Raw genomic sequence first — 13,253 nt, forward strand, 5'->3', positions numbered from 1 at the left:
ATAAATCGATCATGAAATATGATGAGGTTTGAGCAGCTCATAGGTAAAATTTTGACCATTTATGACATCCATATTCAGATCTTTATATTGCTGTAAAATTTCATTTTTTTTCTGGTGACATACTTGATTGGTTGGCGATCCAGTTTGGTGAATCTGTGAGTAGCAATCTTGAACAGAATTCATAAAATCATAATAAGGTGAAGACGGTAATTGTGCAGCCCGAAGTACTTTTTGAGCAAGGAAATGGGCAGGGATTATGGTATCGGAAGCTGAGTTGGAAAACTCACTATGATTTATTTCAAAATTACTCCATACAGCCAAAGGTGTACTGAAGAACTTTGCGTTATTTTTTTGTGCTTTCTCTTCCGCATTGGCATAAAAACCAAACTGATCAAAGACTTGACCCAAATTAGGTAAGTGATCACCGAAGAAAATGATCATCGTTGGACGTTCAAGCTTTTTAGCTTCATCAATCAGTGTTTTAAAATGTTGATCTGCACGCTGCATACCGGATAAATAAGTATTGAGTTGGCGTTTATTGATATCTGAAATGCCATTTTTGGTGATTTTAAAATTATCTTTTCCAAAGCGATCATCATTGTAATTAAAGTGATTTTCTACCGTAACCGCATAAATGAACTGAGGCTGATCTTTGGACTGTTGTAATTGAGTATGAATACTTTGATAAATTAAATCATCATTTGCCCAACCGCCTGTATTGGTATATTTCTTAAGATCAGTCGCACTGACCATATTTTCAATAGAGATAAAACGATTGAATCCTAAGTTTTGATAAACCGTACTTCGATTATAAAAATATTTGCCATTGTTATGCATTGCGGTGCTGTCATAACCCAAACGATTCATATGTTGGGCTAGAGAATACGTTGGTCGTTTCAATTTAGACACATAAGCCAATTCATTATGATTGAGCATGACATTGAGACTCGTCAGTACTTCAAACTCAACATTGGCCGTTCCACCACCAAAAGAAGGTGATAAGAAATGATTGACCTGATAGCGATCAATGGTGGGTGTAATATTTTTCGGAATACTTTGATCAAGCTGACGCGCATCCCAATGCGCTTCACTCATCACAAAAATAATATTCGGTAATGCTGAATGATCAATTGCATTCTTCTTTGGCAAAGCATCGCTAGATTCAGCAATGAGTTGATCCTTAGGAGAACTAACATGAAGTATCTGTTGAATTCGACTTTGATCAATATCTTCGGTCTTAAAAATTTTGGTATTGACACTATCGAGTGATTTAGACACAAAGAAACTGACATAACCCGTATTTTTAATGGTGAGATGATCACCAACCCAATCCCCACTTGTATTCGGCAAAGCATGTACAAAGGAGCAAATCAATTGCTTTTTGTTATTTGCACAAAAGTTACTGAAGTTATTCGTAAAATTTGCAGTAACAAAAAAACTGAGGAGGGCAAAAGAAAAAAGGGCATTGGGAATAAGCTGTTTTAAGGGTTCAATGCGTTCCTTTTTATACATGAAATAACAGATGACCATCACTAAAATACTGACGCTAACCACAGTCAGTTTCATTAGAAAAGGTGCGGCTACAAAAGTTTCAGGTAATAATAAAAAATCACTCGGGACTAAACTCGCAGAAAGATATTGTTCTTTTTTGATATTAATAAAGGTCAAGCTAAAGAAAATAACCTGGCTGAAAAATAGCGTCATCCATGTTTTTCTTAAAATAACATAAACCAAAGAGATCAGCGCGTAGTTAATGAGAACCGAAAAGCCATATTTACATAATCTAAGCTTAAATTGGCCATCAGAGAGTTTTAAAAAATCTTGTAAATCCTCTTGATAAAAGAAAAAAATGACGACTGAGAGAAGCGAGCCAAGGACAAATAAAGCCTGCTGTTTAAATGTGGACATTCTGATCTAGTATTAAAATGAGGAGTGAGATTATTATAAAAGTTTGCGTCATGATTTCAATGACTGTGAGTGCAGATATATCTTTTCATTTAGATTTAAAAATATACCTGCATTTTTCTGTTGGTTTATGGATTAGGTTCTAGCCTAGGATTATGCGGGATTAAAACGCATAGATAAATCGATCGCTGTCACGTCTTTAGTGAGTACACCCATTGAAATATAATCGACACCTGTGGTTGCAACATGGCGCAGATTTTCAATCGTAATATTTCCGGAGGCTTCGAGTTTACAACGCCCTGCAACATATTTCACAGCATCGATCATTTGCTCTTGGCTGAAGTTATCTAGCATCACAATGTCAGCACCTGCATCAAGTGCTTGATTCAGCTCATCCCAAGTTTCCACTTCGACTTCGACAGGTTTATTCGGCGCAATTTGATGTGCCTGTTGAATCGCTTGGGAAATTCCACCTGCTGCAATAATGTGATTTTCTTTAATCAAAAACGCATCAAATAAACCCAAACGATGATTTCGCCCACCACCAACGGAGACGGCGTACTTCTGAGCGATTCTTAGTCCTGGTAAGGTTTTACGTGTATCTAATAATTTTGTATTTAAACCTTCAAGTTGTTTAACATATTCAGCGGTTTTAGTCGCAACAGCAGACAAGGTTTGAATAAAGTTCAAAGCTGGGCGTTCAACGGTCAGTAGACTTCGTGCCGAACCACTGAGTTTGAGGAAAACTTCGTTGGCTTCGACTGAATCCCCATCTTGTTTTAGCCACGTGATTTGTACATTTTTGTCAAATGATTGAATCAGTGCATTCACCCAAGGTTGACCTGCTAAAATCATAGGTTCACGGCTGAGAATGTTGGCAGTCGCTTGTTCATCTTCAGGGGTCAATAGGGCAGTGATATCGCCATCGCCAATATCTTCTTGGAGCGCTTGTTCGATATTGATTTGGATACTTTGTTCAAGCAAAGATTGCGGTATGCTCATAAATTCCCTATCGTGTATACCTGAAAAATGAACAATATATTACATCAGCTGAACCCAAGATGCATATGTGTTTAAAAGTGATTCAGTGCAAAAGTGATTTAGAATGCCTTCGTATGAGAATGCATGTGTGGAGTTGAAATGTCGCAAACAGTCAAATTTCAGGTGGTCGATGGCATCTTACACGGAGCAAGGTTTATCCCATCTCCAAATTTTAATCAACGCCCAGAAGACGCTGACATTCAGCTGATTGTCATTCATAACATTAGCTTACCACCCTCGCAGTTTGGAGGTGGCTATATTGAGCAATTTTTTCAAAATCAACTCGATTGGAATGCGCATCCATATTTTAAAACCATTGAAGGTATGCAAGTTTCGACTCACCTTTTGATTTTACGTTCTGGTGAAGTTTTACAATTTGTGAACTTTAAAGATCGGGCTTGGCATGCAGGACGTTCGACCTATCTGGCTCAAAAAGAGTGTAATGATTATTCGATCGGTATTGAGCTTGAAGGAAGTGACGATACTGACTTTGAACAACAGCAATACCATACTTTGGCTGACGTTGTGAAAACATTACAATGCGCTTATCCTCAGATTAAGCAACATATCGCAGGGCATTCTGATATTGCGCCAGGGCGTAAAACAGATCCAGGACCGCATTTTAAATGGCAATATTTCCGAGAAAAATTAAAGCAAATTAAAACAACTTAAGCGTTAATAATATTCTACCCAAACATTTTTTATTTTAATTACAATAACGACATTCTTTTCAGTGGTGAATACGATGGCGCTTTGGCGATCGACTTTTATTGTCAGTGCAATGACGATGTTGTCACGTGTTTTAGGTTTAGTACGAGACATGGTTCTACTCAATGTCTTTGGTGCAGGCAAAGACTTTGATACCTTTGTGGTTGCCTTTCGTATTCCCAATTTTTTCAGGCGGTTGTTTGCCGAAGGCGCTTTTTCGCAGGCTTTTATTCCTGTTTTGACTGAGTATAAAACCACGAAATTACATGCAGAGGTTCAGATCCTGATTAGTCGAGTGTTCGGCTGTCTTTTGGTGGTCATGACCCTTCTGACCTTGTTCTGTATGATTATTGCACCTGCGATTATGTATATTTATGCTCCAGGTTTTCATAGTGATCCAGCCAAGTTTGATCTTGCTGTCGATATGTTTCGTTTAACGATTCCTTATCTTTTATTTATGTCTTTAACGGCATTTGCCAGCAGTATTTTGAACAGTTATGGTTCATTTACCACGCCTGCATTTGCACCTGTACTATTAAATATTGCGATGATTGCAGGGGCACTTTGGTTGTCACCTTATATGGCAACGCCGATTATGGCGCTCGGTTGGGCTGTGATAATCGCAGGTATTTTGCAATTGGCATTACAAATACCAGAACTTTGGCGTAAAAAACTGCTGATCCCACCCAAAGTTGATTTTAAGCACGAAGGTGTTGAACGTATTTTGAAATTGATGTTGCCTGCACTGTTTGGCGTGTCAGTGACGCAGATTAACTTATTGCTGAATACGATTTGGGCATCGTTTATGCAAAATGGTTCTGTCTCTTGGTTGTATACCGCAGAGCGAATGACGGAGTTACCACTTGGTTTAATTGGTGTAGCCATCGGTACGGTGATCTTACCTGCACTGTCTTCACGCAAGGCTGAGCAAGATCAAACTAAATTTAAGCAAATGCTGGATTGGGCGGCGCGAGTGATTGTATTTGCAGGCATTCCTGCCAGTATTGCGTTGTTTATGTTGTCCACACCCATTATTCAGGCACTATTCCAACATGGTGCATTTGACGTTCGTGATACACAAATGACTGCTTTAGCTTTGCAATGTATGAGTGCTGGTGTATTGGCATTTATGTTAATTAAAGTCTTTGCGCCAGGGTTTTATGCCATTCAAGACACCAAAACACCGGTACGTGTAGGATTGATGGCAGTAGCAGCCAATGCCATTCTTAATATTATTTTCCTTGGAATATTTAAATATATTGGTTGGGAAGAACAACACATGGCTTTAGCCATTGCATCATCTGGCTCGGCTTTAGTGAATGCGGGAATGCTGTATTTCTATTTGCACAAACGTAATATTTTTCGTTTTGGACCACATTGGAAAAAGTTATTTGTTCAATTCGCGATTGGAAATCTGGTGATGATTGCCGCACTTTGGTACGGATTGACATGGTATGAGGCTGATGTCGCGCCGTGGATTCGAGTACTTGAAGTTTTGGGTTTATGTGTGGTTGGTGTCTTGGCTTATGCCATCGGATTGCTAGTGTCTGGTTTTAGACCGAGAGATTTAAAACATTAACCTTGAAGCTTGTAATAAAAAAACATCGCGATAGCGATGTTTTTTTATTTGTATGATTGCGATGATGTAGTGACTTAAGACACCACTTTAAGCAGTTCAATATCAAAAATCAGGGTGCTATTTGGTTCGATAGAATCACCCGATCCAATTTCACCATAGGCCAGTTTTGCAGGAATAAAGAAACGGTATTTAGCCCCTTCTTTCATCAGCTGTAGGCCTTCAGTCCAGCCTTGAATGACTTGACTCGCTTGAAATTCAACAGGTTGATTACGTGCAATTGAACTGTCAAAAATGGTTCCATCAATTAAACGACCTTCATAATTGACTGTCACTTTTGATTTAGCAGTTGGATTTCGTCCTGAACCGTTATTCAGAATCTGATATTGTAATCCGCTAGGAAGTGTCACTACACCAGATTTTTTAGCATTTTCAGCGAGAAACTGTTGCCCTAACTTTAAATTATCTGCTGCAAGTTTTTGAAATTTAATCAGCTGTTTTGCTTCATTAATTTTTTTAAATTCGACTAAAGCTTTTGCCATTTCTTCATCAGATAAATTGGATTGATCGCCAGCAGATCCTTGCTTTAAACCCACGACAAAAGCATCTAAATTAATATTGCTCAGGGTTTCAGCATTACTACGTCCCATGAGAAAACCATAGCTATATCCCATCTGTTCTTGTTGTGAGCTTTTATTATTGATGGTATTGGCCTGTGTTGCAAAACCACAAGATATGAATAACGCACTGAGAATTAATTTTTTCATTATTTATTCCAAAAAAGGAGAGCGATGCTCTCCTTAAAATTGATTATTTTACTTGTACCAATTCAACATCAAAAATCAATGTGCTGAAACCTGGAATAGGACCTTGGTTCTGTTCACCATAGCCTAGGTAAGCAGGAATATATAACGTTGCTTTAGCGCCTTCTTTCAAATGTTGAAAACCTTCAGTCCAACCCGCGACAACTTGATTCAATGGAAACTCAACAGGTTTACCTGACTCTAATGAACTATCAAAGACAGTCCCATCAATTAAAGTACCTTTATAATGTGCAAGTACCGTTGACTCAGCGGTGGGTTGTTTGCCCGTACCTTGCTTGGTGATTTTATATTGCAAGCCAGAATCAGTGGTGATCACACCTTGTTTCTTAGCATTTTCTTTTAAGAAGTTGGTATTTGCATCGTAGGCAGCAAGTGCTTGCTCAGCTTCGGCTTTTTGCTCCGCAGGAATGCTGGCTAAATTGGTACGCAGTTCTTCCATACCTTTTGCATAAAGTTCTTTATTGAGCAGTGCTGTTGCAGATTTAATTTCAGCTTCAGAATATTTTGATGGCTTTTCAGATTTTGCATCCAATAAGCCTGCAACAAGTGCATTCACGTTCACTTCCGCAGGGATTTGTGATGCCATTTGATAACCATTGGCATAACTGAGCTTATTTAAAACCTCGCTATTCTGGCCCTTGTTTACAGCAACTGTGGTTAAAGCTTGGCTTGTAGCTGGCGTTTTTGAAGCGTAATAAACAGGTGCGAGTGCAGCTCCACCTAAAAGAATTGCGACAGCGATGGGTAAGGCTTTACTCATGATGATTCCTAATTTTTAATCTTAATACGCTACATTATTGGGGTAGCTTGTTGTATGAAGCATATATCGTCTAGTCTATAAACGATAGAGAAATTAAACTAAATCTACCGAAAATAACAAGATACAATATTTAAAAAATAAATGCTCTATGCAATAAAAAGCCAGAATCGAAATTCTGGCTTTTAAGTTTTCAAAAACTTAAATGATGTTAATCATTGTCTTTGGATGCTTTATAGGCATAGTTATAATTATAACCGTAACTACCACCTGCACTACGCTGAATGTCATTTAAAATGAAACCATTCACTTTAACACCTGCTTGCTCAAAACGATTGATTGTAATTTCAAGCTCTTTCATTTGAGTTTTCGAATGACGAGCGACAACTAAATTCACACCTGCGTATTGAGCAATAATAATACCATCCGTGACCGCCAATACTGGTGGTGTATCAATGATGACATAATCAAACTGACTAGAGACTTGTTCTAATAGCTCTTTAAAACGAGGACAACCTAATAACTCAGATGGGTTATTTGGACTCTTACCTCGAGTCATGACACTCAAACCAGAGACACTACTTTCTCGGATCACAGGATCAAGTGGAGACTGTGAGTTGAGATAATCAGTTAAGCCTGGCTGTGTATCCAAATTAAAATACTTATGAATATAACCACGACGTAAATCTGCATCGATAATCAGTACACGACTACCAGATTGGGTAAGGATTGTTGCTAGGTTCGTTGAAATAAACGACTTGCCGACTTCTGGAGAAGGGCCAGAAATCATGATGACGTTGTTGGTAGCTGAATTCAACACAAAGTGAATTGCAGTTCGCATACTTCTTAAACTTTCAACCGCAATATCATCACCATGATTCACAGCCAGAATCGGAATCGACTTTTTCTTTTTCAATAAACGAATCCGATTTTCCTGTAATGGAGAGCGAGGAACCGTGGCATATACAGGGAGATTAAACTCACTTTCTAATTGAGTCGCATCTTTAATGCCTGATTTCAGCATGTTTCTGATCAGAGCAATCAGTACACCAATAAATCCACCAACAAATAATGAAAGCAATAAAATAATGAGTGAACGAGGCTTAACTGGTTTTACAGGCTCTACAGCATGGTCAATAATGCGGACATTACCAATTTCACCCGCTTCTGCGATTTTAAGTTGTTGATAGCTATTCAGTAGAGTTGTATATAATTCTGTATTAACTTTTACATCACGATATAACTGTAAATAAAGACGTTGTGTCTCAGGCAATTTTTTAATCGTCTGAGTCATTTCAGACGTTTTTTGATCAATTTCAGCAAGCTGAGCATTTACTGCCGCCATCAGAGGATGATCATTGGTATATTTTGATGATAATTCAGCTTGCTGTTGTTGTAGCTCAATTTTAATTTTTGCCAATTCAACATTTTGTTTCAGCATCAATTCAGCTTCTTGAGTCACGTCAATCGTATTGTATTTTTGACGGAAATCATTAAATTTGATTTCTGAAATTTCAAGTTGCTTTTTCAACTCTGGGAGTTGTTTGTCTAAAAAACTCAAAGTTTGTTTGGATTCTTGACTTTTTCTTTCAATATTTTGTGCTTGATAGACATTTAGCACATTATTAAGAACATCGGTAATATGTTCTTGATCTGTACCATGATATGACAAGCCGATCACACCAGATTGTTTGCCTTTTTCAGCGACGCCATATTGTGAGCGAACAAGCGAAACAGCAGAGGGTAAGGATAGTTTTTTAAGGATGAAACTTTGCTTAAAAGGTATTTTATTAAATAGCTCTACATTCCATTGTCCATATTGATCAGTTTTGATATTGGCTTTATTTAAGGCACCTTCAAAAACGATATGATCTTTATAGCGAAGTGTAAATTTATCTGTATTGATAAAATTTAACTCTAAAGGCTTATCAATATAATAGGCAGGAACATCAAGCGTTTTAATGACAAATTCAGATTTTTCATTTTTGAAAATGACTAAATTATTCTTATAAATGGTTTGGTTTTTATTCGGTTCTATGATTCGGTTAAATAAAGTATCTTGATTATCATGAATGCGGATATTGAGATTTAAGTCTTCGATTACTTTACCCAAGATCATACGAGAGTTTAAAATCTCGATTTCGGCATCCGCTACAGATTTAGCCCCTACACCAGGTACAGCTTTGCTTAGATCGCCTAATAGTGCTGCGGCTCCTGCACCTTTACTATCTTCGACTTGTACCAATGCATCAGTCGAGTAAATAGGTGTCGTGACGCGTAAATATAGCAAAGCGCAAATCAAGCTTAAAATCACACAGAGTGCAATCACTTTCCACTGTGCGATCAGTGAAAAAAACAACTCTTTTAAGTCAATAGTGTCGTCAGTCGTGTTCGAATTTTGATTCATAAAAAACTACTAAATAAATTTTAAATATGTGATTTCCAATCCGCAACATAGGACTGTATGTTACGACACGTTTCTTCAAAAAAAGCTTGATCATGTTGGTAAGGATCAGGCACATTTTGTCCCTGCCAATGACCGAGTCGAAACACTTTACCTTTAGCAAAAGACCAAGTGTGTTCGATATGTTTTTGTTGATTGCTACTCATCACCAAAACCAGATCCGCTTTTTTGATTAATTCTGCATTGATTTGCTTGGCTATATGAGAACGCATATCAATATTGAGCATATCCATACACGCGATTGCTTTATCATCAGCAGTGTGCCCCACCATGGCAGATAGCCCCGCTGAATCAATCTGCAAATCAGGATGCTGTCTTTTGATTAGATATTCGGCCATAGGGCTGCGACAAATATTACCGACACACACCACTAAGATATTTTGAATCTGCATCTGGATTACTTACCTAACTGATCAAATGAGTATAGTGCACTTGAGAAAGGCACGATTTGATTGATCACACGCTGCCAGCGTGTTAAGCCTGTTGCATCGATATAAACGATATCATTTTTTTGCATTTCAAACTGATTCGCTAATCCTAAATTACCAAAACTGCTTAAATTTAAATGAAAAACGGTAGATTCTTTAGTTTTTAAGTTAGTACGCATGACATAAATTTTGGCAGCACTGGCAGAGTAGGGGTTAATACCTTCACTTTCACCCAAGACATCACTCAAGGTCATGCCCTGATCACGCAGCGCAATCGCTTGGCTTTTACTGGATTCGCCCATGACATACAGCTTTTGATTTTGTTTGGTATTTACAAATATGGTGTCATTGGGTTGAATCAAAAGATTATGCAGGGAAAGGCCTTGTTTTTCCAATTGAACGGTATTGAGATCATAGGTTTGACCCTGACGAATCAGTTGAATATTGGTGTTGTCACCTGTTTCAGTATTAATCCCCCCAGCTTGACCCAAAGCGGTATATAGACTGATGGGCTGATCATTTAAAGTGTATTGCCCACTTTTCATGACTTGACCATTCACAAAATAACGTCGGCCTTCATAAGACAGCACTCGAACTACAACGTCAGGATGTTTCAAATAACGGGCAAACTGACCACGTAGAAAACGGTTGGTCTCTGCTAATGTTTTACCCGCAATACGTACTTGACCGATGAGTGGGAGTTGGACATTACCACTTGAATCAATGGGATAACCTGAGGCACGGACATTGGATATATCTTGAATCGGAGGGGTAATTTCAGGGTAAGCCCAAAGCTGAATCGAGAGCACATCGCCTGCACTTAAGGTATAAGCGCGCTGATTGCCATTAAATAGATGTGAAATAGCAGAAGAATGTGAGTTTTGTGCATGATTAAAAGCAAAAGCATTCACATTTTGTTGATTCAACTGAACCACGGACAGTTTTGAACCTTGTTCAGTGGTATAGTCGCCTTGCTCTGGCAAATCATAAGTTTGAAGACCAGAGGTGATCGCACACCCTGAAAATAAAAAAGAAACTGTTAAAAAAAGTGATGTGCTTTTGTATTTCACATTCAAAACCCTTAGTTGTAATAAGTTGTTGCTTGAAAATCCTTTGAAAGGCAATTGTATTCTAAAAAACCAAGTTCGCATACTCGTGTGTGTAAGTGCGTCAGTTACATCGACAAATTAAGTTTTATGATATAGTGCTACCTGTAAAAATTACACTGAATTTAAGTAATGAGTAGCTTTATCTTTATTTACTTCACAGATTAAATCTTAAATTTTTAAAACATTAAATGCTTATATGAGTGTAATGAAAAAAATCCTCACTAAACTTTCAAACCCCATGTTTAGTAACTCCTTGTGGATGATGTCCGAAAAGCTTATTGCTATATTTGGTTTGATTTTTGTTACGTCGTTCGTTGCAAAATACATCGGTCCTGAGAACTTTGGCAAATTAACTTTCGTTGGCTCCATATTTGCGATTGTACAAACATTGTCCTTGATGGGCACAGAGAATGTGATTTTTCAAAAAACCGCCAAGAGTCGAAAATTTGGTGAGAAAATGATCCATGCATCCAAAAGGTTGCGAGATTATATTTATAATACACTTTCCATCATTATCTTATGTGTACTTTATTTTTATACAGATCGTTTAACATTTATTTTTGGTCTAGCAACTTGTATCGCAATTTATTTTGCTGTACATGATGTTTATAGCATTTATTTCAATGCGATTTTAGAATCAAAAATAAATGCATACTGCAATGTCACAGCGTTAATTATTTCCTTAAGTGTTCGCTATATCATTGCTTTGTTTCAACTTCCGATTGAAACACTCGGCATACCCATCATTTTACTTACACTCATTCCATTTTTATTAAGAAAATATCTTTATAAGAAAAAAAAGCTGTCCGTTGGCACCATGCTGCCCCATGCTATAAAAAGATATAGGCAATACACTTTTTCGGTCGGTCGAAAGCTTTTGTTGTATTCACTGTCGGTTGCTATTTTTACTAAAACAGCACAGTTGTTTCTCGGTTTAGAATCGCAATTTGATCTTGGAATCTATACCGTAGCCATGACATTAGGTAATAGTTTCTATTTTGTACTTGTAGCGATTATTTCATCTTATTTTACTGGAATTTATCAAGAAAAGAGTCTCGAAAAAAGCCATAATCATGTTGCACAACTTTATATGGCGGTGACTGTCATTTCTTTGAGCGTCACCTTCGGTTTATATTTATTTGGACCTTGGGTGGTCAATGCGCTCTATGGCGCTGAATTTGTACGGGTCACTGAGATTTTATGGATCGCAGGTTTGGTTACCCTGTTCTCAGGATTGTCTACAATTGCTGAAAAGTATCTGATTAAGTTCAATGCATTTGATTATTTAAAGCGAAAAACTTTTATACTTGTGGTTTTTAATGTCATATTTACCTTTTTAATGGTGAAGATGTATGGGTTATATGGTGGGATTTATGCCATTTTAATGACAGAAATTTTATCTGTAACCTTATTTAATTATTTTTTTAGAAATGGACTTATTTGGGATACTCAAAAAAGAATGTTCCTACCATCCACTTATTTGAAGCGGTAAAAGATATGCTCTTAAGTATTATAATCCCTATCTATAAAGTAGAAAAATATATTGAAGATTGCTTAAGAAGCATTATTAATCAAATAACATCTGAAGTTGAAGTTATTTTGATTAATGATGGTACCCCTGATGACTCTATGCAATTAGTGGAAAATATTTTAAAGACAACTAAAAATAAAGTAAGAAAATCTTTTGTTTTGATAAATCAAGAAAATCAGGGGCAAAGCATTGCTAGGAATAATGCATTAAATTTGGCGAAAGGAGAGTTTATATTATTTTTAGACTCAGATGACTATTTGGTAGACAATTGTTTAAATAAAGTTTTAGAAAAAATATTATGTCATCGAGAATTCGATATTTTTGAATTTAACGCAAATAAAGTTGATGAGAATGGTTTATTTATAAATAAAATTAATTTAGTGGATGAGCTTTATTGTATCGTAAATCATAAGAATAAAATGAAAAATTTATATGAAAAAGGATACTGGTACTTATGGTTGAGAATTTTTAAAAAGTCTATCCTTGAGGGATTTGAGTTGTCGCCTTGTCATTTGGAAGATAAAATTTTACTTCCATTTATCTATGATAAAACTAATAAAATTATGGGTTTTGATATAGAAATAATTAATTATAGAATTAGAGCTACTAGTGATACTAATAGTTTTAATACTCAGTTTGAGTATGAGAAAATATTGGAGACAAAAAATTTTTTTCAATATAATTATTCAATATATGGTTTAAATAAAGATAATGAATATATATATGGTTTAATTTTATTTGATTTAATTTACAGGTTGAATTATTTGGAATATTCTTTAGGTAAGGGACGTTTTTTTAATATCATTGCTTTAAAAAAATATAAAATTTTATTTTACTATTTGAAGTTTAATGGGTTTAAAAATTTTTTAATCCTTATTTTTCCATCTTTATATCTTTTGAGGAATTAAAT

The 13,253-nt window shown here is 36.5% G+C and carries 11 protein-coding genes; 4 read left to right on the forward strand and 7 right to left on the reverse strand.

Translation table 11 applies throughout. The features are described from left to right. Positions 1-9 precede the first annotated feature (9 nt). Both AC5YD2_RS11465 and nadC read right to left on the reverse strand, forming a co-directional pair. Positions 10-1,668, reverse strand: coding sequence for an LTA synthase family protein (locus tag AC5YD2_RS11465; protein ID WP_496126459.1), 1,659 nt, complete (start codon positions 1,666-1,668; stop codon positions 10-12). A 390-nt stretch (positions 1,669-2,058) separates the two neighbouring features. Beyond that, positions 2,059-2,907, reverse strand: a complete 849-nt coding sequence (nadC, locus tag AC5YD2_RS11470) for a carboxylating nicotinate-nucleotide diphosphorylase (protein ID WP_496126460.1) — start codon at positions 2,905-2,907, stop codon at positions 2,059-2,061. Positions 2,908-3,045: 138 nt separating this feature from the next. Here nadC and ampD point away from each other — a divergent pair, with 138 nt between their 5' ends. After that, positions 3,046-3,618 (forward strand): 1,6-anhydro-N-acetylmuramyl-L-alanine amidase AmpD, encoded by a 573-nt coding sequence (gene ampD / locus AC5YD2_RS11475; RefSeq protein WP_496126461.1) that lies wholly within the window; start codon positions 3,046-3,048, stop codon positions 3,616-3,618. A 64-nt stretch (positions 3,619-3,682) separates the two neighbouring features. Next, positions 3,683-5,233, forward strand: coding sequence for a murein biosynthesis integral membrane protein MurJ (gene murJ / locus AC5YD2_RS11480; protein WP_496126482.1), 1,551 nt, complete (start codon positions 3,683-3,685; stop codon positions 5,231-5,233). Between the two features lie 74 nt (positions 5,234-5,307). Here the strand turns inward: murJ and bamJ (AC5YD2_RS11485) are convergent, their stop codons facing one another. From bamJ (AC5YD2_RS11485) to AC5YD2_RS11505, 5 genes are all read right to left on the reverse strand, one after another. Continuing rightward, positions 5,308-5,997: a BamJ family beta-barrel-assembly machinery protein gene (bamJ, locus tag AC5YD2_RS11485; protein ID WP_496126462.1), complete on the reverse strand. Its 690-nt coding sequence runs from the start codon at positions 5,995-5,997 to the stop codon at positions 5,308-5,310. A 43-nt stretch (positions 5,998-6,040) separates the two neighbouring features. Further along, positions 6,041-6,814, reverse strand: a complete 774-nt coding sequence (bamJ, locus tag AC5YD2_RS11490; protein WP_496126463.1) for a BamJ family beta-barrel-assembly machinery protein — start codon at positions 6,812-6,814, stop codon at positions 6,041-6,043. 208 nt (positions 6,815-7,022) lie between these two features. Next, on the reverse strand, positions 7,023-9,218 hold the full coding sequence (locus AC5YD2_RS11495; RefSeq protein WP_496126464.1) for a polysaccharide biosynthesis tyrosine autokinase: 2,196 nt from the start codon (positions 9,216-9,218) through the stop codon (positions 7,023-7,025). A gap of 20 nt (positions 9,219-9,238) precedes the next feature. Further along, positions 9,239-9,667: a low molecular weight protein-tyrosine-phosphatase gene (locus AC5YD2_RS11500; protein WP_496126465.1), complete on the reverse strand. Its 429-nt coding sequence runs from the start codon at positions 9,665-9,667 to the stop codon at positions 9,239-9,241. 5 nt (positions 9,668-9,672) lie between these two features. Beyond that, entirely contained in the window at positions 9,673-10,773 is a 1,101-nt protein-coding gene (locus AC5YD2_RS11505; protein ID WP_496126466.1) for a polysaccharide biosynthesis/export family protein, read from the reverse strand. Between the two features lie 244 nt (positions 10,774-11,017). On the opposite strand from AC5YD2_RS11505, the gene AC5YD2_RS11510 reads away from it, so the two are divergent. Together AC5YD2_RS11510 and AC5YD2_RS11515 are read left to right on the forward strand one after the other, a co-directional pair. Continuing rightward, positions 11,018-12,304: an oligosaccharide flippase family protein gene (locus tag AC5YD2_RS11510; RefSeq protein WP_496126467.1), complete on the forward strand. Its 1,287-nt coding sequence runs from the start codon at positions 11,018-11,020 to the stop codon at positions 12,302-12,304. Beyond that, complete coding sequence (locus tag AC5YD2_RS11515; protein ID WP_496126468.1) at positions 12,253-13,251, forward strand: glycosyltransferase family 2 protein; 999 nt, start codon at positions 12,253-12,255, stop codon at positions 13,249-13,251. Before AC5YD2_RS11510 ends, AC5YD2_RS11515 begins: the two co-directional genes overlap by 52 nt. Positions 13,252-13,253: the final 2 nt, after the last annotated feature.

This window comes from Acinetobacter sp. CY73 (assembly GCF_059515865.1).

Coding starts and splice junctions, on each gene's coding strand:
- nadC (WP_496126460.1), bottom strand. CDS start 2,907: ATGAGCATACCGCAATCTTTGCTTGAACAAAGTATCCAAATCAATATC.
- ampD (WP_496126461.1), top strand. CDS start 3,046: ATGTCGCAAACAGTCAAATTTCAGGTGGTCGATGGCATCTTACACGGA.
- bamJ (WP_496126462.1), bottom strand. CDS start 5,997: ATGAAAAAATTAATTCTCAGTGCGTTATTCATATCTTGTGGTTTTGCA.
- bamJ (WP_496126463.1), bottom strand. CDS start 6,814: ATGAGTAAAGCCTTACCCATCGCTGTCGCAATTCTTTTAGGTGGAGCT.
- AC5YD2_RS11495 (WP_496126464.1), bottom strand. CDS start 9,218: ATGAATCAAAATTCGAACACGACTGACGACACTATTGACTTAAAAGAG.
- AC5YD2_RS11500 (WP_496126465.1), bottom strand. CDS start 9,667: ATGCAGATTCAAAATATCTTAGTGGTGTGTGTCGGTAATATTTGTCGC.
- AC5YD2_RS11510 (WP_496126467.1), top strand. CDS start 11,018: ATGAAAAAAATCCTCACTAAACTTTCAAACCCCATGTTTAGTAACTCC.